Consider the following 26,952-nt stretch of genomic DNA (forward strand, 5'->3'; position numbering starts at 1 on the left):
AAAAATCAAAGCCGCGCACAAGATTATCTCTTGTGCGCGGCTTTGAAATTACTCAGCTGCAGCGACGGCTGGCAGTTCAACCTTGCCACCGGCCTTTTCAACGGCTTCAACGGCGCCCTTCGAGGCACCAGCAACGTTGAACGAAACCTTGGCGGTCAATTCGCCCTTGGCGAGCAGACGAACACCGTCCTTACCGCCACGTGCCACACCAGCAGCCTTAAGGGCAGCATGATCAACAACAGCCGAAGCATCCAGCTTCTTTTCGTCGATCAGCTTTTGCACCTGACCCAGATTCACAATCGCGAAATCTTTGGCGAAGATGTTGTTAAAGCCACGCTTCGGGATACGCATGTGGAGGGGCATCTGACCGCCTTCGAAGCCGTTGATTGCAACGCCCGAACGCGCCTTCGCACCCTTTTGACCGCGACCTGCGGTCTTGCCCTTGCCCGAACCGATACCACGGCCAACGCGCATACGCCCCTTGCGGGCGCCATTATTGTCGCGGAGTTCGTTGAGTTTAATCGTCATAATATGCACTCGCTTTCGCTGTTGTCGCGCACCAGATCAAAATTAATCCGGCTCTATTTCGCTTGATGGCACAAACCCTGTGTAAGGGCCGGCCTTTTCCATCACAATGGCTTGGGCGCAATAAGCGCGTCCATCGACCGTCGTAATAGAAGGACTGCCGTGAAGCTGCCATCCTCTGTTTAACAGCCCTTCAACTCGCGCACAAAATGCGCTGTCATCAGGACCGGTCAACAAACGATAAAGCTTCACGGCAGTTTTTCCTTTGATGAAAGAGGGCTTAGCCCTCGATCACTTTGACCAGATGCGGAAGCTTGCGGATCATTCCGCGCACTTCCGGCGTGTCCAGCAGTTCAACTTCGCGGTGCATTTTGTTCAGTCCAAGACCGACCAAAGTGGCGCGTTGATCCTTAGGACGACGGATTGGCGAACCAATCTGACGGATCTTGATCTTCTTTTCAGCCATTTGCTTACTCCGTCACTGCCGCAGCTTCGGCCTCTGCCACGCGATCGGATGCACCGCCACGCTTGATGAGGTCCGAAACCTTCTTGCCACGACGCTGAGCAACCGACTTGGGGCTGGTCTGTTCACGCAGGGCTTCGAAAGTTGCACGGATCATGTTGTAGGGGTTCGAGGTGCCGACCGACTTGGTCACCACGTCAGCAACGCCCAATGATTCGAACACAGCACGCATCGGACCACCAGCGATGATACCGGTACCAGCAGGGGCCGAACGAACGGTCACATTGCCTGCACCGAACACGCCGCGACCATCATGGTGCAGAGTGCGGCCATCGCGCAGCGGAACGCGAACCATTGCTTTTTTCGCGGCAGCAGTTGCCTTCGAAATTGCTTCTGGCACTTCGCGAGCCTTGCCATGGCCAAAGCCTACGCGGCCCTTGCCGTCACCGACAACCACCAGAGCAGCAAAGCCGAAGCGCTTACCACCCTTAACGGTTTTCGATACGCGGTTGATGTGAACCAACTTTTCGATCAGTTCTTCACCACCGTCTTCGTCGCGCTGGTTGCCACGACGGTCATCACGACGACCGCGGTTACCACCGCCGCCATCACGACCACCACCACGACCACCACGGCCACGACGAGGAGCGTTTTCAGTTGTGGCTGCTTCAGGAGCGCCTTCGACGTTCTTTACTTCGTCTGCCATCATCAGAACTCCAGTCCGCCTTCGCGTGCCGCGTCGGCCAGCGCTTTGATGCGCCCGTGGAAAAGGAAACCGCCACGGTCGAACACGACTTGCGTAACGCCAGCTGCTTTCGCAGCTTCTGCGACACGCTTGCCGACTTCAGCAGCAGCGGCTGCGGTGGCACCGGTCGAACCGCGCACATTCTTGTCCAAGGTCGAAGCTGCGGCCAGGGTCAGACCCTGCGCATCGTCGATAACTTGGGCGTAGATGTGACGGCCCGAACGATGAACCGACAGACGCGGACGTCCAGCGGCACGAAGACGAAGCGCGGTACGAACGCGCTGACGACGTTTTTGAAAAGGTGTAAGATGTGCCATGGCTTACTTCTTCTTGCCTTCTTTGCGGAAGATGTACTCGCCGCGATACTTGATGCCCTTGCCCTTATAGGGCTCAGGCTTACGCCAGCGACGAATTTCGGCCGCAAGTTGGCCGACCTTCTGCTTGTCAGCACCGCTGATTTCGATCGTCGTATTGTCAGGCGTTTTGACTTCGAGGTCATCCGGCACAACAAATTCGACATCATGGCTATAGCCAAGCTGAAGCTTCAGATTCTTGCCCGAAACATTGGCACGATAACCAACGCCCGAGATTTCCAGAACCTTGGAGAAGCCCGAGGTCACACCCGTGATCAGGTTTTGCACCAGCGTACGCTGCATGCCCCAAAATGCACGAGCTTGCTTGCCATCATTGGCAGGCTGCACCGAAATCGAACCATCATTCACTTCATAAGTGATCAGGTCGGACAGCGGCATCGACAAAGTGCCCTTGGGGCCTTTTACCGAAAGCTGGCCAGCATCGATCGTGGCGGTAACACCGCCAGGGATCGCGACTGCTTTTTTACCGATGCGAGACATATTAGAACACCTCCGCCAGCACTTCGCCACCGACATTATGTTCGCGTGCTTCGGCGTCCGAAAGAACACCGCGCGGAGTCGAGACGATGGTGATGCCCAAGCCGTTGCGGACAATCGGCAGTTCTTTCGAACCCGAATAGACGCGGCGGCCAGGTTTCGAAACGCGAGCCACGTGGCGGATTGCCGGCTGGCCTTCGAAATATTTCAGCTCAATGCGGATTCCCTTGTGCTGACCCTTCGAGCCCAAAGCTTCTTCCGTATAACCACGGATATAACCTTCGCGCTGCAGCACATCGAGAACACGGACACGCAGGGTCGAAGCTGGCGTAAGAACGCTGTCCTTCTTCGCCTGCTGGCCGTTACGGATACGGGTGAGCATATCACCCAGAGGATCGGTCATTGCCATTTTGCGTCTTCCTTACCAGCTCGACTTCACAACGCCCGGGATCAGGCCTTTGTTGGCCAGATCGCGAAGTTGGATACGGCAAAGCCGGAACTTACGATAATAAGCGCGCGGACGACCAGTCAGCTCGCAACGGTTGCGAATGCGGGTCGGGTTCCCGTTACGGGGAACTTCCGCCATCTTCAGACGCGCAATGAGACGTTCCGTTTCGTCGAGCGACTTGTCGGCTGCAATAGCCTTCAACTTCGCATAGCGGTTGGCATATTTCTTGACCAACAGCTTGCGACGCTCGTTCTTATTAACCGAACTCAGTTTCGCCATGACTTAAGTTCTCTTTCCTTGTTCCAGGTCGAACTTGAACTCCATGGAGTTCAAGCTGCTTCTTTTTCTTGGGCTTCGATCGGGAAGGGGAAACCGAACAGCTTCAGCAGTTCGCGTGCCTCTTCGTCGGTACGAGCCGTCGTGGTGACGATCACATCCATGCCGCGCACTTCAGCAATGCGGTCATAGTTGATTTCTGGGAAGATGATCTGTTCCTTGAGGCCCATGGCATAGTTGCCGCGACCATCAAAGCTCTTTGCCGACACGCCGCGGAAGTCGCGGATGCGGGGCATTGCAATGGTGATCAGGCGATCAAGGAATTCATACATACGTTCACGGCGCAAGGTGACCTTGCAACCAATCGGCATGCCTTCACGCAGCTTAAAGCCAGCGATCGACTTCTTCGCACGGGTGATGACTGGCTTTTGACCAGCAATCAGTTCCATTTCCGAAGCCGCTACGTCGACCTTTTTCTTGTCCTGAACCGCGTCGCCCACGCCCATGTTGAGCGTGATCTTCGCGATCTTTGGAACTTCCATACGGTTCTTATAACCGAATTTTTCGGTCATCGCTGCGACGATCTTCTCGTCGTACAGCGTGCGCATGCGAGGGGTGTAGAGATCAGCCATTAGATGGTCTCCCCGGACTTCACGGCCACACGGACCTTCTTGCCGTCCTTGGTCTCAAAGCGAACGCGCGTTGCCTTGCCCGACTTGGGGTCAGCAACAGCAACCTTCGACGCATGAAGCGGTGCTTCGGTGCGTTCCAGGCCGCCCTGCGGGTTCTGCTGGGTGGGCTTCTTATGACGGGTGATCACATTCACACCCGCCACAACGACCTTGCCTTCTTTCGGCAAAGCTTGGGTTACTTCACCCGTCTTGCCCTTGTCCTTGCCGGACAGAACAACAACGGTGTCACCCTTTTTAATCTTGGCCATACCCATGATTAGAGGACCTCCGGCGCCAGGCTGATGATCTTCATATAGCCCTTGCCGCGAAGTTCGCGAACAACTGGGCCGAAGATACGGGTGCCGATGGGCTCTTCGTTCTTGTTAACCAGAACGGCAGCGTTACCGTCGAAACGGATAACCGAACCGTCAGCGCGGCGAACGTCTTTCGCGGTGCGAACGATGACGGCACGATGCACGTCACCCTTCTTCACCTTGCCACGCGGCTGAGCTTCTTTGATGGATACGACGATAACGTCGCCCACGCCGGCAGTGCGACGCTTCGAGCCACCCAGCACCTTAATGCACTGGACGCGCTTAGCGCCGCTGTTGTCAGCGACATCCAATTGTGACTGCATCTGAATCATCGATGCATTTCCTTCTTCCTTGGCCTACCGGGCCACCCCGGCGGTTCCGTGAAAATTCAGTCGAAGATATTAAGCTTCGGTCGCGGCCGCTTTAGTGGAAACTTCGACTTTGTCGAGTACCTTCCACGTCTTCAGCTTCGAAATCGGCTTCGTTTCCTCAATGCGGACGGTTTCACCAGCCTTGAAGCTGTTGTCCTCATCATGGGCGTGGTACTTCTTCGAGCGGCGGATGATCTTGCCATAGAGCGGGTGCTTAACCTTACGCTCTACCTTCACAACCACGGTCTTATCGCCCTTATCGGACACCACCGTGCCGGTCAAAATGCGCTTCGGCATGATAGTCTCCTTACTGTGCAGCAGCCGCGCGACGGCGCGACGACTGAACGGTCTTTACGCGGGCGATTGCACGGCGGACTTCTTTCACCCGCGATGCTTTTTCCAGCTGACCCGTAGCGGCCTGGAAGCGCAAGTTAAATGCCTCGCGCTTCAGTTCACCGAGTTGTTCGGCGAGTTGGTCGTCGGTCTTCTGGTTCAGATCTTCGGTCTTAGCCATTGTCCTTAACCCTCCAGGTGCGTGGTGTCGCCCAGACGGGCCACAACCTTGGTCTTGATCGGAAGCTTCATCGCTGCGCGTTCGAAAGCGAGTGCAGCCACAGGGCCGGGTACGCCGTCGAGTTCGAACAGGATGCGGCCCGGTTTAACGCGAGCAGCCCAAAATTCCGGCGCGCCCTTACCTTTACCCATACGGACTTCGGCTGGCTTCGACGAAACTGGCAGATCTGGGAATACGCGGATCCACAGACGGCCCTGACGCTTGATCGCACGCGTAATCGCACGACGAGCTGCTTCGATCTGACGCGCAGTGATACGCTCAGGTTCCAAGGCCTTCAGGCCATAAGAACCGTGGTTCAGATCCGTACCGCCCTTGGCATTACCGTGGATACGGCCTTTAAATGCCTTGCGGAACTTGGTTTTCTTCGGTTGCAACATGACAGTCTATCCTATCAACGCGCAGGACGCACACCCGAGGTCTGTGCTTCAAGCATCAGACGATCGGTTGCCATCGGGTCATGACCGAGGATCTCACCCTTGAAGATCCATACCTTCATACCGCACACGCCATAGGCAGTGTGGGCTTCGGCTTCGGCATAGTCGACGTTTGCGCGCAGCGTATGCAAAGGCACGCGACCTTCACGATACCATTCAGTACGAGCGATTTCTGCACCACCAAGACGGCCTGCGCAGTTGATTCGAATGCCTTCGGCACCCAAACGCATCGCCGATTGAACGGCACGCTTCATAGCACGACGGAAGGCCACGCGGCGTTCCAGCTGATCAGCAATGCCCTGAGCGACGAGCTTCGCATCGACTTCCGGCTTGCGGATTTCGACGATGTTCAGCGACACTTCGCTACCGGTCAATTTGCTGAGCGCCTTGCGCAGCTTTTCGATGTCAGCGCCCTTCTTGCCGATGATGACGCCTGGACGAGCGGCATAGATCGACACGCGGCAAAGCTTTGCCGGACGTTCGATGACAACTTTCGAAACAGCAGCTTGGGGAACAGTTTTGAACACAAACTTGCGGATCTTAAGATCTTCCACAAGCATGCGGCCATAGTCTGCGCCTTCGGCGAACCAGCGGCTGTCCCAGGTGCGGTTGACCTGCAGGCGCAGGCCGATCGGATTGCTCTTCTGGCCCATATTACGCCTCTTCCTGCTTTTCCTGCACCACAATACGGATGCGGCTAAACGGCTTTACGATGCGGGTCGACTTGCCACGACCACGTGCGTGCCAACGCTTCATCGAGAAGGATTTGCCAACGCTGGCTTCCGACACGATCAGGCTGTCTACGTCGAGGTTATGGTTGTTTTCCGCGTTGGCGATGGCCGAAGCCAACACCTTGCGAACGTCAACAGCCATGGCCTTCTTCGAGAAGGACAGGATGTTGAGCGCGTCTTCAACCTTGTGGCCGCGGATCAACGCAGCGACCAAGTTCAGCTTCTGAGCCGAACCACGGATCTGCGTGCCAACGGACAATGCTTCATTGTCCGCTACGCGGCGCGGGTTTTGTGCCTTACCCATTAGCGCTTGCCCTTCTTGTCAGCCGCGTGACCGGGGAAGAAGCGCGTTGGCGCAAATTCACCCAGTTTCATGCCAACCATATCTTCATTCACCGACACGGGCACAAATTTGCGACCGTTATAGACGTTGAAGGTCAGACCGACGAACTGCGGTAGGATAGTGGAGCGACGCGACCAGGTTTTGATCGGCGAGCTGTTGCCGCCGTCCTGAGCCGTTTCTGCTTTCTTGAGGAGATGAAGGTCGACAAACGGACCCTTCCAGACTGAACGAGCCATGTCTTACCTCTTCTTCTTCGCGTGACGCGACCGGATGATCATCTTGTCGGTCGACTTGTTATGGCGCGTACGAGCACCCTTCGTCGGCTTGCCCCATGGGGTTACCGGATGACGGCCACCCGAGGTACGGCCTTCACCACCACCATGCGGGTGATCGACAGGGTTCTTTGCAACACCGCGAGTGAGCGGACGGATGCCGTTCCAACGGTTACGACCAGCCTTTGCAAGGTTCTGGTTCGCTTTGTCGGGGTTCGACACAGCGCCGACAGTGCCCATGCATTCGCCACGGATGTAACGTTGTTCACCCGAGCCAAGACGCACGATCACCAGACCACGGTCACGACCGACAACCTGAGCATAGGTACCAGCCGAACGTGCGATCTGGCCACCCTTGCCGGGCTTCATTTCGATGTTGTGAACAATGGTACCCACTGGCATTTGCGACAATTCCATCGCGTTGCCGGGCTTCACGTCGGTTTTCTTGTCAGCAATCACACGATCGCCAACAGCCAAACGCTGAGGTGCCAAGATGTACGCAACTTCACCGTCTTCATATTTAATGAGCGCGATGAAAGCCGTGCGGTTGGGGTCATATTCCAAACGCTCAACAGTTGCAGGTACGCCCCACTTGCGACGCTTGAAATCGACGATGCGATAGCGCTGCTTGTGACCACCACCGATACCACGCGAGGTCACATGACCCTTGTTGTTACGGCCGCCGGTCTTGCTCTTACCTTCGGTCAGAGCCTTTACGGGCTTGCCCTTCCACAGGTTCGAACGGTCGATCAAGATCAGACCGCGTTGACCTGGGCTGGTCGGATTATAGGATTTAAGTGCCATTTTTCTTGCCTTTCCCTACGATCAGACGCCCGTGGTGACGTCGATCGACTGGCCTTCAGCCAGACGAACAATCGCCTTCTTCACGTCGCTACGAGTGTAGGGCTTGCCCTTCCAGCGCTTGGTCTTGCCTTTGGTGACCAGCGTGTTGACGCTGAGAACCTTGACATCGAACAGCGCCTCAACGGCGGCCTTGATTGCCGGCTTGGTTGCGCTGTCGGCAACACGAAACACGACGGCGTTATTTTCGCTCATCAGCGTCGACTTTTCAGTGATCACCGGCGAGAGAACCACGTCATAATGACGGGCTTCGATCGTCTTTGCCTTAGCCATTGAAACGGGCCTCCAGCTTTTCGACCGCCGCGCGGGTCAGAACCAGCGTGTCGGCACGGATGATGTCATAGACGTTGGCACCAATCGCAGGAAGCGTATCAACGCCCACGATGTTGGCCGATGCCTGCGAGAAGCTTGCCGCAACATTTTCACCGTCGATGAACAACGCGCGGTTGCCCAGTTCCAGCTTGCTCAACTGACCGACCAAAACCTTGGTCTTGGCGTCTGCCAGTTCCAGCGAGTCCACAACCAGCAGCTTGCCGCCCTGTGCCTTGTCGCTGAGAGCCATTTTCAGGCCGAGTGCGCGGATCTTCTTGTTCAGCGAGTGGCCGAACGTGCGAGCGCGAGGACCATGGGCCTTGCCACCGCCGATGAAGATTGGTGCCTTGCGGTCACCGTGACGAGCCGTACCGCCGCCCTTTTGGCGACCGAACTTCTTGCCAGTGCGCGCAACGTCGCTACGTTCGCGAGCCGCACGAGCGGGGCCGCGACGCTTTTCCAGCTGCCACGCAACAACGCGGTGCAGGATGTCAGCACGGGCATCAACGCCGAAAACATCGTCGTTCAATTCGATGTCAGCGCCGGCCTTGCCGTCGAGGGTCTGTACCTTGACCTTCATGATCAGGACTCCTGTGCGCCGTCGGTGACGACTGCTTCCGCGGCGTCAGACGAGTTGTTGCTGTTAGATGCGCTCTTGATAGCAGCCGGATAGGGCGCTTCAGGATGACGCGGCAGCTTCACCGCATCGCGAACGAGCAGCCAGCCACCCTTCGAGCCAGGGACCGAACCCTTGACGAAGAGCAGACCACGCTCGGCATCCGTGCGAACGATTTCAAGATTTTGCTGAGTGCGATTGCGCGCACCCATGTGGCCGGCCATCTTCTTGTTCTTGAAGACGCGACCTGGATCCTGGCGTTGACCGGTCGAACCATGTGCACGGTGGCTGATCGATACACCGTGCGATGCACGCATACCACCGAAGCCCCAGCGCTTCATAGCACCAGCAAAGCCTTTACCCTGGGTAACACCCTGGATATCGACCATTTGACCGGAAACGAAATGTTCTGCCGACAATTCGGCACCTACGTCGAGCGTGGCATCATCAGCAACACGGAATTCGACGACTTTTGCTTTCGGTTCGACTTCGGCTTTACCGAAGACACCGCGCTGCGGCTTGGCAACATTCTTTGCCTTGGCCGAGCCCGCACCGAGTTGAACGGCTACATAACCGTCACGTTCTTTATCGCGTACAGAGACAACCTGACAGCCTTCCAGGCTCAGGACCGTGACAGGCACATGGCGCCCATCTTCCTGAAACAGGCGTGTCATCCCCATTTTCTTCGCGATCACGCCAGTACGCATGATACACTCCTCAACAGAGGCCGGATGGACCATTCCAACCGGCTTGCGGACCTCAACATCGGCCATAAATGGCGTCGTTGCTGCCCACCCAACCCTTAAATTTGATTGATCGCCCCGTCCGGGCTGGGAGCTACCATGTCAATCATGGCAACAAGACGGGGGACCAAGCCCGACCACTAGTTAATTGGAATATATCCGAAAAACAGGACCGGTGGTATCCACCCTATCGTCGTTCCGAATATGTTTTCGGACACTTCGTCCCATGGGGACTAACGATAGAGACCCCAGCCGTAAAACGACTGGGGCTGCGTCGGCCTTAAGCCAACTTGATCTCTACGTTCACGCCAGCAGCGAGATCCAGCTTCATCAGCGCATCAACCGTCTGCGGGGTGGGCTGCACGATGTCGAGCAACCGCTTGTGGGTGCGAACTTCGAATTGCTCGCGCGACTTTTTGTCGATGTGCGGGCCACGGTTCACAGTGAACTTTTCAATGCGCGTCGGCAGCGGGATTGGTCCGCGAATGAGAGCGCCAGTGCGACGTGCGGTTTCTGCGATGTCCGTCGTTGCCTGATCAAGCACGCGGTGATCAAAGGCCTTCAGGCGAATGCGAATATTCTGCGTTTCCATGACTGTTCCAGTCGAATCCCGTATGACGATGCGAAAGAGCGGAAATGGCCACCCCGTTTTCCGCGCATTTCGCGCCGGAAACCGTGAAGGCCATCAAAAATCTCAAAGCGACAAGCCGCCCGAATCGATGTCCGAATCAGGCGGCTTGCGGCCCTATATTACTTTACGATCGAGGCTACAACCCCTGCGCCAACCGTACGGCCACCTTCGCGAATTGCGAAGCGCAGACCTTGGTCCATAGCGATCGGAGCAATCAGGCGAACCTGCAATTGCACGTTGTCGCCAGGCATAACCATTTCCGTACCTTCTGGCAGAATCACTTCGCCAGTTACGTCGGTGGTGCGGAAGTAGAACTGAGGACGGTAGTTAGCGAAGAATGGCGTGTGACGGCCGCCTTCGTCCTTCGACAGAACATATACTTCCGAGGTGAATTCGGTATGCGGGGTGATGGTGCCTGGCTTCGCCAGAACTTGACCGCGCTCAACTTCATCACGAGCAACGCCACGGATCAGCGCGCCAACGTTGTCGCCAGCTTCACCGCGATCGAGCAGCTTACGGAACATTTCAACGCCGGTAACGGTCGTCTTCTTGGTGTCCTTGATGCCGACGATTTCGACTTCTTCACCAACCTTAACAACGCCGGTTTCGATACGACCAGTAACAACCGTACCACGACCCGAGATCGAGAACACGTCTTCGATTGGCATCAGGAAGTTTTGGTCGATAGGACGTTCTGGTTGCGGGATCCAGCTGTCAACAGCAGCCATCAGCTTCAGAATTGCTTCCTTACCGATGTTGTCGTCGCGGCCTTCCAGAGCAGCCAGAGCCGAACCAGCGATGATAGGAATATTGTCGCCGTCGAAATCGCGCTTCGACAGTTCTTCGCGAATTTCCAGCTCAACCAGTTCCAACAGCTCAGGGTCGTCCAATTGGTCGACCTTGTTCAGGAACACAACCATGGTGGGAACGCCAACTTGCTTAGCAAGCAGGATGTGTTCCTTGGTTTGTGGCATTGGGCCGTCCGAAGCCGACACAACGAGGATCGCGCCGTCCATCTGCGCCGCACCGGTGATCATGTTCTTAACATAGTCAGCGTGGCCTGGGCAGTCGACGTGTGCATAGTGACGTGCGTCGGTTTCATATTCGATGTGCGAGGTCGAAATGGTGATGCCGCGTTCGCGCTCTTCAGGAGCCTTATCGATGTTTGCGAAGTCAACAGCAGCGCCGCCGCTGGCTTCCGACAGAACCTTCGAGATCGCTGCGGTCAGCGAGGTCTTACCATGGTCAACGTGACCGATGGTGCCGATATTGCAGTGCGGTTTCGTCCGCTCAAATTTAGCCTTAGCCATTTAAATGAACCTTCTTGTTCGATGTTTTGGGTTTGATCAGTCGTGGACGAACCCTGCTGAACAGGCTGCGCCCATAATCGTTCTTGCCGCGCGAAGCAAGTCCGCGCGGCAAAGTCCGATCAGGCCATCTTGGCCTTGAGGTCTTCCGCCACGTTGGTCGGCACTTCGTCATAGTGCGAGAACTGCATGGTGTACTGTGCACGGCCCTGCGTGAACGAGCGAAGCTGGTTCACATAGCCGAACATGTTGGCAAGTGGCACAACCGCTTCCACGGCCTGCGCGTTACCACGGCTGTCGGTGCCTTGAATTTGGCCGCGACGGCTGTTCAGATCGCCGATCACGTCACCCATATATTCTTCTGGCGTGACGACTTCGACCTTCATCACTGGTTCCAGCAGCTTAATGCCTGCCTTCGCAGCAACTTCACGCATGGCCGCACGGCCAGCGATTTCAAATGCCAATGCCGACGAGTCGACATCGTGATAGGCACCGTCCACCAACGTGATTTCAAAGTCGATGATAGGGAAGCCAATCATGTGACCATTGTCAGCAGATTCGCGGAAGCCCTTTTCAACGGCAGGAATATATTCGCGCGGAATGTTACCGCCCTTAATTTCCTCCTTGAAGACCACGCCCGAACCACGCTCGCCAGGCTTAACCTGAACCTTCACGCGGCCGAACTGACCGGTACCACCCGATTGCTTCTTGTGGGTGTAGTCCACTTCGACAGGCTTCGCCAGCGACTCACGATAAGCCACCTGCGGAGCGCCGACATTGGCTTCCACTTTGAATTCACGGCGCATACGATCCACGAGAATGTCGAGGTGAAGCTCGCCCATGCCCTTGATGATCGTTTGACCCGATTCATGGTCCGTCGAAACCCGGAACGAGGGATCTTCAGCAGCAAGACGATTGAGCGCGATGCCCATCTTTTCTTGGTCAGCCTTGGTCTTGGGTTCCACCGACAATTCGATAACGGGTTCAGGGAATTCCATGCGCTCCAGGATGATCGGCGCGTTAACGGCGCAGATGGTATCACCCGTGGTGGTTTCCTTCATACCAGCCAAAGCCACGATGTCGCCAGCGCGTGCTTCGTCGATATCTTCACGGCTGTTCGCATGCATCAACAGCATACGGCCGATCTTTTCCTTCTTGTCCTTCACCGAGTTCAGGTAGGTGCCCTTGGTAAGGGTGCCCGAGTAAATACGAGCGAAGGTCAGCGAACCCACGAACGGATCGTTCATGATCTTGAACGCCAGCAGCGACAGCGGAGCATCGTCAGCGGTCGCGCGGGTGTCGGGCTCATCGGTTGCAGGGTTGATGCCCTGAACGTCAGGAATATCCAGCGGCGAAGGCAGATAATCGACAACAGCGTCGAGCAGCGCCTGCACGCCCTTATTCTTGAACGACGAACCGCAAAGAACGGGAACGAACGATTGGTTCAGCGTACCCTTACGGATCAACTTCTTCAGTTCGGGAACCGAAGGAATGGTGCCTTCCAGATAAGCTTCCGTCGCAGCATCGTCTTGCTCAACAGCAAGTTCGACCAGCTTTTCGCGATATTCGGCGGCCTTTTCCTTCATATCGTCCGGAATTTCGACATAGTCGAAATTCGCGCCGAGGCTTTCGTCCTTCCAGACGATGCCGCGTTCGTTGAGCAAGTCAACGAGACCAATGAAGTCGCCTTCTGCACCGATTGGCAGATACAGAACCAATGGCACTGCGCCCAGACGATCGATGATCGTTTGTACGCAATAATAGAAGTTCGCGCCGGTACGGTCGAGTTTGTTGATATAGCACATGCGTGGAACGCCGTACTTTTCAGCCTGACGCCACACGGTTTCCGACTGCGGTTCAACGCCAGCAACGCCGTCGAACGCCGCAACCGCGCCGTCGAGAACGCGCAGCGAACGCTCTACTTCAATCGTGAAGTCAACGTGACCCGGGGTGTCGATGATGTTCAGGCGGTGTTCTGGACCCTGACCATCTTCGGCTTTCCACACGCAGGTGGTCGCAGCAGAGGTGATGGTGATACCACGCTCTTGTTCCTGCTCCATCCAGTCCATCGTTGCGCTACCCTCGTGGGTTTCGCCGATTTTGTAGTTTTTACCGGTGTAATAAAGAATACGCTCGGTTGTCGTGGTTTTGCCGGCGTCGATGTGCGCCATAATACCAAAGTTACGATACCGTTCGAGCGGATGGCTACGTGCCATGGTGATTTCCTTGGACTTAGGGGGATGCCGTGATGACAACCCCCGATATAGGAATATTTGTGACGATTACGAGACGCCGAAGCACCGCAATCGTCACAAGTGGCGTTACCAGCGGTAGTGCGAGAAGGCGCGGTTCGCTTCCGCCATGCGGTGCGTATCTTCGCGCTTTTTCACAGCATTGCCACGGTTGTTCGATGCATCGAGCAATTCACCAGACAAACGAGCAGCCATGGTGGTTTCGCTGCGGTTGCGGGCAGCCGTGATCAGCCAACGAATGGCCAAGGCTTGTGCACGTTCTGAGCGAACTTCCACAGGAACCTGATAGGTCGCACCACCAACACGGCGGCTGCGAACTTCGATGTTCGGACGGATGTTGGCCAATGCTTCGTGGAACACGCCAAGCGGTTCCTTCTTTGCGCGGGCTTCAACAGTTTCCAAAGCGCCATAAACAATCTGTTCTGCAACGGATTTCTTACCGTCAAGCATAACGCTGTTCATGAACTTGGACAGCACCACATCACCGAAACGGGGATCGGGCAGAATTTCGCGACGTTCTGGACGACGACGACGAGCCATGGGAAATTCCTTTTACAACATCATCCCAGCACAGAGTACATGGGATGGAAATAGCCGATAAAGTGGCCGAAATTCTTACTTCGGACGCTTCGCACCGTATTTCGAACGGCTCTGCTTACGATCCTTAACACCTTGGGTATCCAATACACCGCGCAATACGTGGTAACGGACACCGGGAAGATCGCGAACTTTACCGCCACGGATCAGGACAACACTGTGTTCTTGCAGGTTGTGGCCTTCGCCGGGGATGTAGGAAATGACTTCACGGCTGTTGGTCAGGCGAATCTTGGCAACTTTACGAAGAGCCGAGTTCGGCTTTTTCGGGGTCGTCGTATAAACGCGCGTGCAAACGCCACGCTTTTGCGGGTTTGCGTCCATAGCAGGCGACTTGGAGTTCGCCTTCTGTGGGGTCCGGCCCTTGCGGACCAGCTGGTTGATCGTGGGCATGAATGCTTCACCTTCAATTGCCCGCCCATAAGGGCGAACGGTTACTGTACTGCGGTGGATGGTGCTTCGTATCCCTGCCCCGCAAAACGGAACAAACGACCGACCTTGTAACAGCAAAAGACCCCGACAGACCCATAGGATCTTTCGGAGGCTCCATCCGCGCCAGCAATGTTCAAGCGCTGTTGTGACCGAAAAAAGATACAATGATCCCATCTCGAGCCGCGCGCCCACTATCGGGGATTCTTCTATGGGTCAAGGCCGAAAGCCTCTTGCGAAGCGGAAATCGGCTTTCTATCCAGCCTTGTGCCTATGCTTCGTCACACCAGCTTCGCCCCCATTTGGGATGAAAATTGCCATATCTTGATTTTGGGCAGCTTGCCGGGTGCGAAATCCTTGGCCGCCGGCCAATATTATGCCCACCCGCAGAATCAATTTTGGCGATTATTAGATCATGTCTTGCGACTCCAGCTATCACCATCAAACTATATAAATCGACTCGCCATTTTGTTAGAAAATGGTGTGGCGCTGTGGGACGTCATCGAAAGCGCCCAGCGGCACTCGAGTTTAGACAGCGATATCAAGGCCGTAGCGCCGCAGGATTTGCGGACGATACTCCCTGCCCTGCCCGCGCTGCGGGCCATTGCCTTTAATGGCAAAAAAGCCAGTGCCTTGGGGCGGCGTATTTTACACGCGCGCGGTGATTGGTTGCAGGATGGTGGTTCTTACCCCATCCGCTTGCTCGACTTGCCGAGCAGCAGCGCCGCCAATACCCAGCGCTTTGATGATAAGGCGGCGGCCTGGTCCGCCCTTGCACCTTATGCCCGCCCCGCATAGGCAGGGGCCATGACTCCATCGCTAGACCATATCACCCATTGGATTTTCGATCTCGACAACACGCTATATCCGCCATCGACGCGGTTATTTGATCTGATCGACATCCGGATGCGCACTTTCATCATGCGCTTGCTGGATGTGAGTGAAAGCGAAGCCCATGATGTGCAAAAAGATTATTTTCACCGCTATGGCACCACCATGGCCGGCTTGATGCAGCATCATGGCGTGCCGCCCGAAGATTTTCTGCTGGACGTTCATAATATCGAATTGGACCGGCTGAGCATCGACGAACGGCTGCGCGAAACTTTGAAGCGTCTGCCCGGTGAACGCTATATATATACCAATGCCGACGCCGATTATGCCGCCCGCGTGCTTGAGGCACGTGGGCTGAGCGACCTATTTTCCGGCATTTGCGATATTCGCGCGACGGATTATCAACCTAAGCCTGTGGCCAGCGCCTATGATGTGATGGTCCAACATCTGGGCGTCGATCCCACGCGCAGCCTGTTTTTCGAAGATATGGCGCGGAATCTGACCCCCGCAAAAGCCTTGGGCATGACCACGGTGTGGCTGGACAATGGCAGCGAAAGCGGCCATCGCGACCATGTGCCTGCCCATGTCGATTTTCATATCCATGAATTGACCGACTGGCTGGAATCGCTGCCTTTCAATTGAGGAATATCATGAGCACCGATCTGCAATCGACCATTGAATCCGCGTGGGAATTCCGCGAAACGCTGGGTCTGGATACCCAAGGCGAAGTCCGTGATGCTGTAAATGCCGCACTCGCTGGTCTGGATGACGGCAGCCTGCGCGTGGCCGAACGTGACGCCGACGGCAATTGGAACGTCAATCAATGGCTGAAGAAAGCGGTTCTGCTGTCCTTCCGCATCAACGATATGGAACCCATGTCGGGCGCGCCCAATGGTTCATCATGGTGGGATAAAGTTCCAACCAAATTCGAAGGCTGGACCGAAGAAGAGTTTCGCGCCGCTGGTTTCCGCGCTGTTCCCGGTGCCGTCGTTCGCCGCGGCGCACATGTCGCCAAGGGCGCGGTGTTGATGCCCAGTTTCCTGAACATCGGTGCCCGCGTTGGCGAAGGCACAATGGTGGACACATGGGCAACCGTGGGCAGTTGCGCACAAATTGGCGCGAACGTCCATATTTCGGGCGGCGCTGGCATTGGCGGCGTATTGGAACCCTTGCAGGCTGGCCCTGTGATCATCGAAGATGGCGCGTTCATCGGGGCCCGTTCGGAAGTGGCCGAAGGCGTGATCGTGCGCGAGGGCGCAGTTCTGTCGATGGGTGTGTTCCTCGGCGCATCCACCAAGATTGTGGACCGCGCAACCGGCGAAGTGTTCATCGGCGAAGTGCCCGCTTATTCGGTCGTCGTCCCCGGCTCCCTGCCCGGCAAGCCCCTGCCCGACGGCACCCCTGGTCCATCGCTCTATTGCGCCGTGATCGTAAAGCGCGTGGACGCACAAACCCGCAGCAAGACCGGCATCAACGAATTGCTGCGCGATTAATCTTCGCCGCATTTGGCTTCGAAAATAAAAAGGGGGCTGGTTCATCACGAACCAGCCCCCTTTTCTTATAATCAACTTGAAGCAGAAGCGATCAACGCTCGCTCAGATAATAGCGTTCACCCGCCGTCAAATCATCGGCCAGATCATAAACAATTGGCTGCCCCGTTGGGATTTCAAGGCTGGTGATTTCATCGTCCGAAATGTTCGACAAATGCTTGACCAGCGCGCGCAAACTGTTGCCATGGGCCGAGATCAGCACGGTCTTGCCGGCCTTCAATTCGGGCACAATATGCGCTTCATAATAAGGAAGCACGCGCGCGATGGTGTCTTTCAAACTTTCGGTCGCAGGCACGTCGATGCCAGCATAACGTGGATCCGACGCCAGATCGAATTCCGAACCCGCGTCCAGTGGCGGCGGCGGAATGTCAAAGCTGCGGCGCCAGATCTTCACCTGATCTTCGCCATGCTTGGCGGCCGTTTCCGCCTTATCAAGGCCGGTCAGGCCGCCATAATGGCGTTCATTCAAATGCCAATCCTTGGTCACCGGAACCCACAAACGGCCCAAAGCTTCCAACGCCAAGTTCAGCGTCTTGATCGCGCGGGTCTGCAAAGAGGTGAAGGCAACGTCAGGCGTGATGCCCTTTTCCTTCATCAATTCGCCAGCGGCGCGGGCTTCGGCGGCGCCCTTTTCGGTGACATCCACGTCCCACCAACCCGTGAAACGATTTTCCAGATTCCATTGCGATTGGCCGTGGCGGATTAAGATGAGCTTTGGCATCGATATTCCTTCCTCTGTGCAAGCCCCTATGGGCAAGGATTGGCCGCGCCATAGCGCGCCTTACCCAAAAGGGCCAAGGCCCTTTGACCCAGCTACATAAAAGTTTCTGCCCCTTGAAAGGGCCATCGGGCTTCCCAAATCTCCATCATCCGGTCGCCACATGGGGCCGGTCAGCGGGCCGACATGGCCGCTGCAAGACAGACTTCGCTTGGAATAAGGAAGAATGAAGATGCGTAACGCTTTTGACTGGACCCCCTATCGCCGCTCGACCGTGGGTTTTGATCGCTTATTTGAATTTTTGGAAAATAGCGGTTCGGGCGCGGAAAATTATCCACCCTTTGATATTGAACAATTGTCGGACGACCAATTCCGCATCACCATTGCGGTGGCTGGATTCAAGCAAGACGAAATTGACATCACCGCCCAGCAAAATCTGTTGTTGGTATCGGGCCGCAAGGCCGCGCCAAAGGATGGAACGGAACGCAACTTGCTGTACAGCGGCATTGCCACCCGTGCCTTTGAACGGCGATTCCAATTGGCCGATTTCGTGCGCGTCCAACATGCCGATCTAGCCGATGGCTTGCTGAGCATTGATCTGGTGCGCGAAGTTCCCGAAGCGATGAAGCCGCACAAGATTGCCATCGGGGCAGCCACACCGACTTTGGTCGGCACCGACCGCGACGCCGCATAAGCGCGCGCATCCCCCTACAATAAAAAAGGGTCCGGCCTGTTACAGGTCGGACCCTTTTTTATTGTAGAGGAATAGTCGGCAATCAGATCATCTGATTCAAGGTCGCCAAACAAGCATGGGCCAACAGCTTGGACCGTTCCGGCGACCAACCCTGTTCTGGGTCGGGCAAATCGCGATTATCCTTGAACGGCATTTCCAACGTCATCGCTACCGCGCCAAAACGCTGGGCGACTTGGGTGGTCGACAGCGTCAAATTGGCCTGACCGGGGCCAGATTTTTCATAGCCAAGCTCTGTTTGGAAATCAGGGCTGTTTTTGGCCAGCAATTGTTCAAAAGCTTCATAAGCCTCCATCTGTCCTTCGCGGATATGGGGGATCCCCTCAAACCCAGCCAAGAAAACAGCGGGAATGGCTTCATCACCGTGAACGTCCATCGCCCAATCCACGCCCGTTTCGTCCATCGCCGCCAATACCGCTTTGACCTCGGGGCTGCGTTCGTCGGTTGGGTTTGCCCATTCGCGATTCAGATTCACGCCCGCATAATTGCTGCGCAAATGGCCCATGCGCGAACCATCGGGATTCATATTTGGCACAATATGGAAACGGCATTTTTGACGCAGCGCGCGGGCGTTGGGGTCGGCGGGGTCGGTCAGCATTTCCAATGCCCCTTCCATCCACCATTCTGCCATGGATTCACCAGGGTGCTGGCGGCCATAGAGCCACACCTGCTTGTCCCCTGTCCCCAAGGACAAACAGTCGATCGGCTGACCATCCAAGCTTTCGCCCAAGCAGCGATAGCTGACACCGTCCATCAAGCTGACGGTCGATACCAGATGGTGATGACGCTCCATCGAATAAGGGGCAAAATAGGCCACCCACAGAAGCGGACCTTCGGCGGTATGACGAATGGTCAAGGTGCCATTGTCGAGCCCTGCGTCATAATCGGTTTCCAGACGGAACCAATGTTCGCGGTCATAGCTGGCGGCGGCGGCATAGCCGTCCCATCCTTCGGGAAAAGCGGACGCCGCCAGATCGCTTATCGACAATTCCAGCGCATCCCCAATGTCGCAGGCGACGCGGAAGTGGAACCATTGATAAAAATCAGACTCGCGGTCTTTGTGAATCGTCAGGCGTGCACTCGTTCCCGAAATGCTGCTGACAGCGATGTTGCCGCTGTCAAAGGCGGCGTTGATGCTGATGCTCATGGAACGGTAATAGTCCGTCCGGATTGGCCAGGAAAGTCCTTGAATAAGGCTTCGGCCAATTTTGCGGCGGCCAAACTTGGTTGCGATGCCGGAGCTTTAGAGGGCATAGCTGTGATCGCGCGCCCTTCCCACACAGCTTGACCTGTGTTGGCATCATCCAGACGTACGAACAGGCTTAATTCTTGGGTTGGTTTTGGACCGCCGCCCAAATTAAACCCAATACCAAGGCCCACGCCGGAACCATAGCCGCCCGTGGAACCGCCAACGCCCACCGATACCGGAGAGCGTTTTCCAGCGGCAGTGCGTTCATAACGATCAAAGCCAATGCGCAGTTTCAGCGGCGCTGATGCGCCATCGGGTGCCGCTGCCAAGCCCTGCAATTGCAACTGACGTTCCACCGCCGCGCGATAGCTGTTCCACTCGAGCGAAGACGCAGAGGCACCGACGCTTTGGGACGGGTCCGTCAAAGGCACCGTATCGACCACATAACGCGATCCCGCCTGCCATGCAGCCGGTTGGTTGGTGTGAAAGCGGGTTACCTCGACAGGGGGAACCGCAGTGGCACAGGCACCAAGCATCAGACTGGCCGAGCCTAGCAGCACAAAAGAGAGAGAGCGCATCATCCGCCCATCATGCGCTATCCCATCTCAAATGGCAATTAGCCCCTGCGCGCCCCATTCACAGATGCCACCGCCTTGCATAGATCATCACCACGATCCCCAATGACATGGGTAGCGATGATCATCAGCATGAATCAGCGATAGAAAATGTGATTGTCGATTTGCGCAATCCGCTTCTTACCCCAATTGGGCGACACATGACGGGCATGAAAATATAATGCCCCGCTGGCGTGACTTTTCCAACTATCGTCCATCGCGATCTGGGCAATGGCCAAGGCATTGGACCATTGGCGGCCTTCGCGCACGCGCGGCATTTTTCCGCTGCGGATAAAGCTGAACTGGCTGGGCTGATAGACCACGCCGCACAGGCTGGCAGGAAAGCGGCCTGACTCTGAGCGGTTGATAACCACATGAGCGACGGCCAACTGGCCCCGCAACGATTCACCACGTGCTTCGAAATAGACCGTGCTGGCTAAGCAGCGCAGTTCCGCATCAATGCGTGAAGGAATGCTGGTTTGTGATACCAATTCGGCCAAGGAAGACGCAGACACCAATGGTTCAACATCAGCCTGCTCATCGGCAGTCCCATCAAGGATGGGGGTTTGCGCTGGGGCCAAATCCGTCTGGGTTGTTTCCATAACGGTCGCATCATCCAAAATCTCTGTTTCGGAAATCAGCAGCTTTGGCGCGGCAATATCGGCACCTAAATCCGTTGCGAAGCCTGGCTCCGCGACAAAAACCGTTGTGGCGGCAACCATGGCAATGGCAGCCACACCGGCAGCACTATAAAAACGACTCATATAGTCCGTCAAAAGGGCGGCTGATGGACCAAATCAAAACAAACAGGTGGTGGGGGCATATCGCAAAACCCAAAACCACCTGCGGCCATCATCCGACTGCGTGTCCAGACTGGTCATAGAGTTTTTTCGGATATCCGATGGAACTCACAGCCCGACCTACGCGTTAAAAAGCTGTGCGCCCTTTATTGCGCATAGTCGTCGTGTCAAGCATTACTTAACCATGTCACGACGAGTTGCGCAGCATTTGGGATGTCTAGTTCGACGACCCACAAGTCTGGATCATTACGCAATCGCTTGGCGATATATTCATTTTGCTGTTCTTCGCTGGTCGATTCCAACGGGCCGACAGCATCCCAAATCACGCCTCCAACCATCGTCCAGCGCCGTTCCATCAAGGCAGAAATTTGGCCGCGATCACGGCATTGCACCATCAACCCACCGCCATGTTCATCGCCTTTGTGGACGATCGTGGCAAAGCCGCCTTCGGCCTGCGCCTGCCGTAACAGCAGGTCGACCTGAAAACGGCTGGTCAGCCGTGCCATTTTAGACAGATCATATTGAGGCAGCCCATAGAGGCCCGCACTATATTAAGCAGCGTCGCGGGCGTCGCTGTCCGACAGCAAGGCATATAAAGCCTCATCTGATTTGGCGCCGCGCAGGCGGTCCGAAAAGCTTTCGTTGCGCAGCATCCGCGACACACCCGCTAAAGCTTTCAGATGGTCGGCGCCAGCGTCCAAAGGCGACAAAAGCACGAACAGCAAATCAACGGGCAAGCCATCCACGGCATTAAAGTCGATGGGACGCGCCAATTGCAAAAAGATACCGCGCACACCGGTCAGCCCAGGCAATTTGGCATGGGGAAGCGCAATACCGCGCCCAAAACCCGTCGAACCCAAACGTTCCCGCTCCAGCAACGCTTCGCTCACTTCATGGGCATTCAGACCCAAAGCTTGGCTGGCAATGTCGCCAACCAGCGGGAATAGCGCCTTTTTGGCATCAAGTGCCACATGACCACGAACGGTTGCGGGATAAAGGAGGTTGGTCAAGTTCATCGTTTCATTCAAATCTGGTTTGCCGTCGGACGCTTACTCAGCGGTCCGTCAGCGATGACGATGCTATAGGGGAATACCAGTCCCCGCAAACCGGCATAAAATAGCTTTGGGCGCGCCCAATAGGCCGGATTGCGGGGAAAATCTAGTCTTTATTGCGGCTCCACCCAGCCGATGGTGCCATCATAGCGGCGATACACCATATTATGGGCTTGGGTTTTGCTGTTCACAAACAGCAACGCATTGGTATCGCGCAGATCCAACATCATCACCGCGTCAGACACGCTGCTTTCCGGAATATCAACGCGCGTTTCCGCCACAATCAGCGGTGCATCGCCCACGTCTTCTTCCTCGGCGGCGACGTTAAACACCGTATAGCTGGCATTGTCGGGCACGCTGGCGTCATAGGCTTGTTGTTCCACAACATTGTTGCGGTCCTTCAAGCGGCGCATATAGCGGCGCAATTGCTTTTCAATGCGATCGGATGCGGCCTGAAATGCGGCGGGTGCTTCTTGGGCTTGACCATGGCCTTTCAGGATCAGGCCCTGCATCACATGGGCCACAATATCGCACTTGAAACTGTCGTGCGGCCCTTTGCTAAACACCACATTGGCCCCAATAGCGCGGGAAAAATATTTATCCGCGATCGCGTTCATCCGGTCGGCTACACGCTCTTGCAGAGCTTCACCGGTTTCGATCTGGTGACCAGAGACGCGAATTTCCATCTGTCTTACTCCTTCCAGAATGTGAACGCTGGCGGGAATATCCCGCCTTACGCCCCTTCGAGCCAAATCGCCTGATTGAGACTGGCTACGAATTCATTGTGACGCGCCAATTCCGCCGGTGTGGCGGCATGGGCCCGTGGTTCACGATACGCACGCTGCGATGCCCCATCGCCGCCGGTGACGAATGAAGGGCTGGGCTGCGCGACCTCGCGGTTGCCGGTCAGCCCCAATCCAATTTGGCGGCCGCCCGTCATCTCAATATACAGGTGCATCAACAGCTCTGCGTCCAGCAAAGCGCCATGTTTCACGCGGTGGCTGCGATCAATACCATAGCGGGTGCACAGGGCATCCAGCGTATGCTTGGCACCGGGGTGCATTTTGCGCGCCATGTCCTGTGTACAGATCATGCGATCCATACTGATTCCGGCGCGCCCAGCACGGGCCATTTCCGCGTTCAAGAAGCTGAAGTCGAAACGCGCATTATGCGCGACCAATTGGGCATCCCCAACAAAGGCCAAAATCTCATCCGCTTTGTCTGCAAACAAAGGTTTGTCGGACAAAAATTGGATGGACAGCCCATGCACAGCCTCGGCCTGAGCGGGCATGTCGCGTTCTGGGTTGAAATAAATGTGCAGGGTGTTTCCGGTTTCCCGCCGGTCCACCAACTCCACGCAGCCGATCTCCACCATTCGATCGCCGCTTTTTGGATCAAAGCCCGTGGTTTCCGTATCGAAAATAATCTCTCTCATACAACACCTAATCTGGACCCTATTGCTGGCCGAGACAAGTGGTGATCCGTCTTATTTGACGGAGCGTGATGCTTTTCGGGCGGCCGGTGTCGATGATGAAATCGGCTAAAGCGCGCTTCACATGGTCATCGACCTGCAAATTGCGAATCTCTTTTAATTTCCGCGCCGTCATATTGGGGCGGCGCATGACGCGCTTTCCCTGCATCCATATCGGCGCGGACACCACCGCAATCGCCCCGACTCGGCGCCATCCGCCTTTTTCAAACAACAAAGGAATGTCCAGAATCACAAAAGGACGGGCGCGGTGGCGCAGCAGAAATTGCTTTTGCGCGCGGCCAACGGCGGGGTGAATCAACCGCTCCAGCGCCTTTAACTCTTCGGGTTTCCCCAAGACCAGCGGACCCAATTTTTGGCGATCCACGCCGTGCGGGCCGGTGGTGCCGGGAAAGCGCGCTTCAATGGCGGGAACCAGCGCCCCTTTTGGCCCTTGTAATTTATGAACCTCTGCATCCGCATCAAAAACGGGAACACCCATTTGGCGGAACATCGCCGCGACGGTGCTTTTGCCCATTCCGATCGAGCCCGTCAGGCCCAAGATAAAGGGGGTGCGCTGCCGTAAAAATGGACGATGTGCGGGACGTTTTCCGGCTTTCAACACCTGTTTCATTCCCCCTTATATATTGTCCGTCAAATGAAGTTTTGAATCAGGGCCAAATAGCCAAATCAGGCGGTCAGCAGCGCGCGCAGTTCATCATCTTTGTCGGAAGGCGGCGGCGCGCCAAAAAATAATTCAAAGGCCATCGCGGCTTGGCCGATCAACATGTCCAGCCCATCAATCGTCGCCAAATTGCGGGCGGCAGCGGCGCGGAGCAAGCCGGTTTCCAGCGGCGCATAAACCAGATCATACACAATCGCATCATCGGGCAGGGGGGACAGATCAACCTCTAGGGCCGGTTGGCCCTTCATGCCCAAGCTGCTGCTATTCACCAACAAAGCGGCGGGCGGCAAGGCGGCGTCCAGCGCCAACACATTGCCCTTGAGCCCGAATTTGGCCAGCAAACCCATGGCTTTCAGCGGGCTGCGATTCAATATCGTTACCTCGCCCACACCAGCCCGCGCCAAGGCAAAAAGCACCGCACGACAGGCCCCGCCTGCGCCAATCACGACCACCGGTGCGCCATCCAGATTCACGTCGGAAATGGGCGCAAAAAAGCCTGCCGCATCGGTGTTGGTGCCGATTAATTCCCCATCGGGTTGGCGGATGATAGTGTTCATCGCGCCAATGCTATCTTTCACCCCGCCGGGATCACAGACATGATCCATCACCGCCACTTTATGCGGAATGGTAACATTACACCCCCGCCATTGGAGGTTTTCCTGACGCTCTGCGATAAAGGCGGGCAGGGCATCGCTCGTTACATGGGCCAAGCGGTAATCGGCATCCATGCCCAAGGATTTCAACCAGAAATTGTGAATCAAGGGCGATTTGCTATGGGCAATCGGGTCGCCGATCACTTCGGCGAAAGGACGCGAATCGTTCATATTTTGGCACTTCCTATTGTCCGAAGCCATTGCAGCAAAGGCAGCATGGGCAAACCAATGATTGTCCACGGATCCCCTTCGACCCGATCGAACAATTGCACACCCGCGCCTTCGATTTCATAGCATCCCACGGTCCAGCGGATGCTGTCCCAATTTTGTTCCACATAGGCGTCGATGAAGCTGTCGGACAAGGCGCGCATCGACAATTTGGCGACATCGACATGTCGCCAAATGGCTTGTCCGTCCCGCGCTGCGACGACCGCGCTGAACAAACGATGGCGTCGCCCCGCCATGGTCCGCAGCTGTGCCTTGGCGTCGTCCTTGTCGTCCGGCTTGGCCAGCATGACGCCGTCATCCAGTGCCAACACGCTGTCGGCGCCCAGCACAATCACTCCCGGCAGACGCGATGATATTTTAATCGCCTTGGCCTCCGCGAGCGCATCCGCAATGTTGCGCGGGCTTTGCCCTTCGGCTTGCAGGGCCGCTGTCAGCCCCTCTTCGTCGATATGCGCAGGGGATGTTTCAAAGCTCAGCCCCGCCGCCCGCAACATATTGGCGCGCCCCGCGCTTTGGGACGCCAGCAACAAATGAATATCAGCCATTATGCGGTGCGATCCTCGAAAAAGCGAATAACCGCGGCGGCCGTTTCTTCAATGCTGCGGCGGGTAACATCGATCACCGGCCAATCATTGTCCGCAAACATCCGCCGTGCATAGGCCAGTTCCGCCTTCACATGGCCTTCCTCAATATAAGATGTTTCAGCCTGTTGATTCAGCGACAATAAGCGATTGCGCCGCACCTGAACCAGCCGGTCAAAGGAGGTTGTTAACCCCACCACCAAAGGCTTTTTCAAACGGAACAACAGGTCGGGCGGCGGCGATTCCGGCACGATCGGGATATTGGCTGTCTTGAACCCACGATTGGCCAGATAAATGCTGGTCGGGGTTTTCGAAGTGCGCGATACGCCTGCCAGAACAATATCAGCCTGTTCCCAATTTTCCCACGCAATGCCATCGTCATGCGCCACGGTGAATTGAATCGCATCGACGCGCGCAAAATAAGCGGCATCCAACACATGCTGCCGCCCTGGGCGCGCTTTGGCTTGTTGACCCAGCACCCGTTCCAATGCGTCAGATACGGCATCAAGGGCAGGGACCAGCGGCAATTTCAGCTCTTCGGCGCGGCGTTCCAAGCTAGCGCGGAGTTCACCGGATACCAAGGTGAACAAGATCATGCCGGGGCTGGCCTCGACTTCTTTCATAATGCGGTTGAGGTGGGATTCCGAACGCACCATCGGCCAAAAATGCCGGATAAGCTCAACATCATCAAATTGCGCGATGGCGGCTTTGGCAATATTTTCCAACGTCTCGCCGGTTGAATCGGAAATCAAATGAAGATGTAAACGAACCATCCGCCTTCCTTCTCTTGCCCCCACAAAAAAGGCAAGCAAACAAGCGCGCTCATGCCTGTGGATAAGTTTGTGCATAACCTATGGGATAAGATCGGGACAGAAAATCCATCCCCATCATCACCGATTCCACTCTGTCGCTTATCCACATGGGATAAAAGTTATGCACAGACTGTGGATAATCAGGATAAGTTTTCACGACTCTTTAGGAAATGGCGGAATCTGGGGAGTCAATCTGTTGGCAAATCAGGCAGCCACGCCTAGAACCCCGCTATTCACAGACCAACAAACAACCACTA

At 56.0% G+C, this 26,952-nt stretch carries 42 protein-coding genes; 4 read left to right on the plus strand and 38 right to left on the minus strand.

Going from position 1 to position 26,952, the window contains the following annotated elements:
* Window positions 1–48: 48 nt before the first annotated feature.
* The 26 genes from rplO to rpsL form a co-directional block, all read right to left on the minus strand.
* Entirely contained in the window at window positions 49–528 is a 480-nt protein-coding gene (gene rplO / locus LKO31_RS02640) for a 50S ribosomal protein L15 (protein WP_227688530.1), read from the minus strand.
* 42 nt (window positions 529–570) lie between these two features.
* Window positions 571–777, minus strand: a complete 207-nt coding sequence (locus LKO31_RS02645) for a DUF1737 domain-containing protein (protein ID WP_227688531.1) — start codon at window positions 775–777, stop codon at window positions 571–573.
* A 28-nt stretch (window positions 778–805) separates the two neighbouring features.
* A complete protein-coding gene (gene rpmD, locus LKO31_RS02650) occupies window positions 806–991 on the minus strand; it encodes a 50S ribosomal protein L30 (protein WP_227688532.1) in 186 nt (61 codons plus the stop codon).
* Between the two features lie 4 nt (window positions 992–995).
* The gene (gene rpsE, locus LKO31_RS02655; protein ID WP_227689547.1) at window positions 996–1,694 is read right to left on the minus strand and encodes a 30S ribosomal protein S5; all 699 of its coding nucleotides are present in this window, start codon (window positions 1,692–1,694) and stop codon (window positions 996–998) included.
* A gap of 2 nt (window positions 1,695–1,696) precedes the next feature.
* Window positions 1,697–2,050 carry a 50S ribosomal protein L18 gene (gene rplR / locus LKO31_RS02660; protein ID WP_227688533.1) on the minus strand — a complete coding sequence of 118 codons (354 nt, stop codon included), beginning with the start codon at window positions 2,048–2,050 and terminating at the stop codon, window positions 1,697–1,699.
* A gap of 3 nt (window positions 2,051–2,053) precedes the next feature.
* A complete protein-coding gene (gene rplF / locus LKO31_RS02665; RefSeq protein ID WP_227688534.1) occupies window positions 2,054–2,587 on the minus strand; it encodes a 50S ribosomal protein L6 in 534 nt (177 codons plus the stop codon).
* Between the two features lies 1 nt (window position 2,588).
* Complete coding sequence (gene rpsH / locus LKO31_RS02670; RefSeq protein ID WP_227688535.1) at window positions 2,589–2,993, minus strand: 30S ribosomal protein S8; 405 nt, start codon at window positions 2,991–2,993, stop codon at window positions 2,589–2,591.
* Between the two features lie 12 nt (window positions 2,994–3,005).
* Window positions 3,006–3,311 carry a 30S ribosomal protein S14 gene (gene rpsN, locus LKO31_RS02675; protein WP_227688536.1) on the minus strand — a complete coding sequence of 102 codons (306 nt, stop codon included), beginning with the start codon at window positions 3,309–3,311 and terminating at the stop codon, window positions 3,006–3,008.
* A gap of 50 nt (window positions 3,312–3,361) precedes the next feature.
* Complete coding sequence (rplE, locus tag LKO31_RS02680; protein WP_227688537.1) at window positions 3,362–3,940, minus strand: 50S ribosomal protein L5; 579 nt, start codon at window positions 3,938–3,940, stop codon at window positions 3,362–3,364.
* Complete coding sequence (rplX, locus tag LKO31_RS02685) at window positions 3,940–4,254, minus strand: 50S ribosomal protein L24 (RefSeq protein ID WP_227688538.1); 315 nt, start codon at window positions 4,252–4,254, stop codon at window positions 3,940–3,942. Before rplX ends, rplE begins: the two co-directional genes overlap by 1 nt.
* Window positions 4,255–4,256: 2 nt before the next feature.
* Window positions 4,257–4,625 (minus strand): 50S ribosomal protein L14, encoded by a 369-nt coding sequence (rplN, locus tag LKO31_RS02690; RefSeq protein WP_227688539.1) that lies wholly within the window; start codon window positions 4,623–4,625, stop codon window positions 4,257–4,259.
* A gap of 69 nt (window positions 4,626–4,694) precedes the next feature.
* Window positions 4,695–4,961 (minus strand): 30S ribosomal protein S17, encoded by a 267-nt coding sequence (gene rpsQ, locus LKO31_RS02695; RefSeq protein WP_227688540.1) that lies wholly within the window; start codon window positions 4,959–4,961, stop codon window positions 4,695–4,697.
* Between the two features lie 10 nt (window positions 4,962–4,971).
* Window positions 4,972–5,178 (minus strand): 50S ribosomal protein L29, encoded by a 207-nt coding sequence (gene rpmC, locus LKO31_RS02700; protein ID WP_227688541.1) that lies wholly within the window; start codon window positions 5,176–5,178, stop codon window positions 4,972–4,974.
* 5 nt (window positions 5,179–5,183) lie between these two features.
* A complete protein-coding gene (gene rplP, locus LKO31_RS02705) occupies window positions 5,184–5,615 on the minus strand; it encodes a 50S ribosomal protein L16 (RefSeq protein WP_227688542.1) in 432 nt (143 codons plus the stop codon).
* A gap of 14 nt (window positions 5,616–5,629) precedes the next feature.
* Window positions 5,630–6,325, minus strand: coding sequence for a 30S ribosomal protein S3 (rpsC, locus tag LKO31_RS02710; RefSeq protein WP_227688543.1), 696 nt, complete (start codon window positions 6,323–6,325; stop codon window positions 5,630–5,632).
* A 1-nt stretch (window position 6,326) separates the two neighbouring features.
* The gene (gene rplV / locus LKO31_RS02715; RefSeq protein WP_227688544.1) at window positions 6,327–6,707 is read right to left on the minus strand and encodes a 50S ribosomal protein L22; all 381 of its coding nucleotides are present in this window, start codon (window positions 6,705–6,707) and stop codon (window positions 6,327–6,329) included.
* Window positions 6,707–6,982 (minus strand): 30S ribosomal protein S19, encoded by a 276-nt coding sequence (gene rpsS / locus LKO31_RS02720; protein WP_227688545.1) that lies wholly within the window; start codon window positions 6,980–6,982, stop codon window positions 6,707–6,709. Before rpsS ends, rplV begins: the two co-directional genes overlap by 1 nt.
* Before the next feature lie 3 nt (window positions 6,983–6,985).
* A complete protein-coding gene (gene rplB / locus LKO31_RS02725) occupies window positions 6,986–7,822 on the minus strand; it encodes a 50S ribosomal protein L2 (RefSeq protein WP_227688546.1) in 837 nt (278 codons plus the stop codon).
* 21 nt (window positions 7,823–7,843) lie between these two features.
* Window positions 7,844–8,152, minus strand: a complete 309-nt coding sequence (locus tag LKO31_RS02730; RefSeq protein WP_227688547.1) for a 50S ribosomal protein L23 — start codon at window positions 8,150–8,152, stop codon at window positions 7,844–7,846.
* Window positions 8,145–8,771: a 50S ribosomal protein L4 gene (rplD, locus tag LKO31_RS02735; RefSeq protein WP_227688548.1), complete on the minus strand. Its 627-nt coding sequence runs from the start codon at window positions 8,769–8,771 to the stop codon at window positions 8,145–8,147. The genes LKO31_RS02730 and rplD overlap by 8 nt, the downstream gene beginning before the upstream one ends.
* Before the next feature lie 2 nt (window positions 8,772–8,773).
* Complete coding sequence (rplC, locus tag LKO31_RS02740; RefSeq protein WP_227689548.1) at window positions 8,774–9,514, minus strand: 50S ribosomal protein L3; 741 nt, start codon at window positions 9,512–9,514, stop codon at window positions 8,774–8,776.
* A gap of 316 nt (window positions 9,515–9,830) precedes the next feature.
* A complete protein-coding gene (gene rpsJ / locus LKO31_RS02745) occupies window positions 9,831–10,142 on the minus strand; it encodes a 30S ribosomal protein S10 (RefSeq protein ID WP_227688549.1) in 312 nt (103 codons plus the stop codon).
* 158 nt (window positions 10,143–10,300) lie between these two features.
* Window positions 10,301–11,491, minus strand: a complete 1,191-nt coding sequence (tuf, locus tag LKO31_RS02750; RefSeq protein ID WP_227688550.1) for an elongation factor Tu — start codon at window positions 11,489–11,491, stop codon at window positions 10,301–10,303.
* Between the two features lie 119 nt (window positions 11,492–11,610).
* Complete coding sequence (gene fusA, locus LKO31_RS02755; protein ID WP_227688551.1) at window positions 11,611–13,704, minus strand: elongation factor G; 2,094 nt, start codon at window positions 13,702–13,704, stop codon at window positions 11,611–11,613.
* Window positions 13,705–13,809: 105 nt separating this feature from the next.
* Window positions 13,810–14,280 (minus strand): 30S ribosomal protein S7, encoded by a 471-nt coding sequence (gene rpsG, locus LKO31_RS02760; protein ID WP_227688552.1) that lies wholly within the window; start codon window positions 14,278–14,280, stop codon window positions 13,810–13,812.
* 75 nt (window positions 14,281–14,355) lie between these two features.
* On the minus strand, window positions 14,356–14,727 hold the full coding sequence (gene rpsL, locus LKO31_RS02765; RefSeq protein WP_227688553.1) for a 30S ribosomal protein S12: 372 nt from the start codon (window positions 14,725–14,727) through the stop codon (window positions 14,356–14,358).
* Window positions 14,728–15,036: 309 nt separating this feature from the next.
* Here rpsL and LKO31_RS02770 point away from each other — a divergent pair, with 309 nt between their 5' ends.
* Genes LKO31_RS02770 through dapD form a run of 3 tightly spaced genes read left to right on the plus strand, consistent with a single transcriptional unit; the run spans window position 15,037 to window position 17,087 of the window.
* Window positions 15,037–15,561 carry a DNA-deoxyinosine glycosylase gene (locus LKO31_RS02770; protein WP_227688554.1) on the plus strand — a complete coding sequence of 175 codons (525 nt, stop codon included), beginning with the start codon at window positions 15,037–15,039 and terminating at the stop codon, window positions 15,559–15,561.
* Window positions 15,562–15,570: 9 nt separating this feature from the next.
* Window positions 15,571–16,236 (plus strand): pyrimidine 5'-nucleotidase, encoded by a 666-nt coding sequence (locus LKO31_RS02775; protein ID WP_227688555.1) that lies wholly within the window; start codon window positions 15,571–15,573, stop codon window positions 16,234–16,236.
* Between the two features lie 8 nt (window positions 16,237–16,244).
* Window positions 16,245–17,087, plus strand: coding sequence for a 2,3,4,5-tetrahydropyridine-2,6-dicarboxylate N-succinyltransferase (gene dapD, locus LKO31_RS02780; protein WP_227688556.1), 843 nt, complete (start codon window positions 16,245–16,247; stop codon window positions 17,085–17,087).
* Window positions 17,088–17,178: 91 nt separating this feature from the next.
* Here the strand turns inward: dapD and gpmA are convergent, their stop codons facing one another.
* Complete coding sequence (gene gpmA / locus LKO31_RS02785) at window positions 17,179–17,865, minus strand: 2,3-diphosphoglycerate-dependent phosphoglycerate mutase (protein WP_227688557.1); 687 nt, start codon at window positions 17,863–17,865, stop codon at window positions 17,179–17,181.
* A gap of 229 nt (window positions 17,866–18,094) precedes the next feature.
* On the opposite strand from gpmA, the gene LKO31_RS02790 reads away from it, so the two are divergent.
* Window positions 18,095–18,556, plus strand: a complete 462-nt coding sequence (locus tag LKO31_RS02790) for an Hsp20 family protein (protein WP_227688558.1) — start codon at window positions 18,095–18,097, stop codon at window positions 18,554–18,556.
* A gap of 82 nt (window positions 18,557–18,638) precedes the next feature.
* Here the strand turns inward: LKO31_RS02790 and LKO31_RS02795 are convergent, their stop codons facing one another.
* The 11 genes from LKO31_RS02795 to LKO31_RS02845 all read right to left on the minus strand — a co-directional run bounded on the left by LKO31_RS02795 (window position 18,639) and on the right by LKO31_RS02845 (window position 26,656).
* Window positions 18,639–19,760, minus strand: coding sequence for a M14 family metallopeptidase (locus LKO31_RS02795; RefSeq protein ID WP_227688559.1), 1,122 nt, complete (start codon window positions 19,758–19,760; stop codon window positions 18,639–18,641).
* Window positions 19,757–20,383 carry a DUF4136 domain-containing protein gene (locus LKO31_RS02800; protein ID WP_227688560.1) on the minus strand — a complete coding sequence of 209 codons (627 nt, stop codon included), beginning with the start codon at window positions 20,381–20,383 and terminating at the stop codon, window positions 19,757–19,759. The genes LKO31_RS02795 and LKO31_RS02800 overlap by 4 nt, the downstream gene beginning before the upstream one ends.
* 131 nt (window positions 20,384–20,514) lie before the next feature.
* Entirely contained in the window at window positions 20,515–21,180 is a 666-nt protein-coding gene (locus LKO31_RS02805) for a cell wall hydrolase (protein ID WP_227688561.1), read from the minus strand.
* Window positions 21,181–21,383: 203 nt separating this feature from the next.
* Entirely contained in the window at window positions 21,384–21,722 is a 339-nt protein-coding gene (locus tag LKO31_RS02810) for a DUF1491 family protein (RefSeq protein WP_227688562.1), read from the minus strand.
* A 45-nt stretch (window positions 21,723–21,767) separates the two neighbouring features.
* Window positions 21,768–22,232: a PTS sugar transporter subunit IIA gene (locus LKO31_RS02815; protein ID WP_227688563.1), complete on the minus strand. Its 465-nt coding sequence runs from the start codon at window positions 22,230–22,232 to the stop codon at window positions 21,768–21,770.
* A 149-nt stretch (window positions 22,233–22,381) separates the two neighbouring features.
* Window positions 22,382–22,954, minus strand: a complete 573-nt coding sequence (hpf, locus tag LKO31_RS02820) for a ribosome hibernation-promoting factor, HPF/YfiA family (protein WP_227688564.1) — start codon at window positions 22,952–22,954, stop codon at window positions 22,382–22,384.
* 47 nt (window positions 22,955–23,001) lie between these two features.
* Entirely contained in the window at window positions 23,002–23,703 is a 702-nt protein-coding gene (gene dnaQ, locus LKO31_RS02825) for a DNA polymerase III subunit epsilon (RefSeq protein WP_227688565.1), read from the minus strand.
* Window positions 23,704–23,722: 19 nt separating this feature from the next.
* Window positions 23,723–24,370 (minus strand): dephospho-CoA kinase, encoded by a 648-nt coding sequence (gene coaE, locus LKO31_RS02830; protein WP_227688566.1) that lies wholly within the window; start codon window positions 24,368–24,370, stop codon window positions 23,723–23,725.
* 56 nt (window positions 24,371–24,426) lie between these two features.
* Window positions 24,427–25,245 (minus strand): shikimate dehydrogenase, encoded by an 819-nt coding sequence (aroE, locus tag LKO31_RS02835; protein WP_227688567.1) that lies wholly within the window; start codon window positions 25,243–25,245, stop codon window positions 24,427–24,429.
* The gene (locus LKO31_RS02840) at window positions 25,242–25,847 is read right to left on the minus strand and encodes a Maf family protein (RefSeq protein ID WP_227688568.1); all 606 of its coding nucleotides are present in this window, start codon (window positions 25,845–25,847) and stop codon (window positions 25,242–25,244) included. Before LKO31_RS02840 ends, aroE begins: the two co-directional genes overlap by 4 nt.
* On the minus strand, window positions 25,847–26,656 hold the full coding sequence (locus LKO31_RS02845) for a pyruvate, water dikinase regulatory protein (RefSeq protein ID WP_227688569.1): 810 nt from the start codon (window positions 26,654–26,656) through the stop codon (window positions 25,847–25,849). Before LKO31_RS02845 ends, LKO31_RS02840 begins: the two co-directional genes overlap by 1 nt.
* Window positions 26,657–26,952 lie beyond the last annotated feature (296 nt).

The organism is Sphingopyxis yananensis, from assembly GCF_020687785.1.
Taxonomy (GTDB): domain Bacteria; phylum Pseudomonadota; class Alphaproteobacteria; order Sphingomonadales; family Sphingomonadaceae; genus Sphingopyxis; species Sphingopyxis yananensis.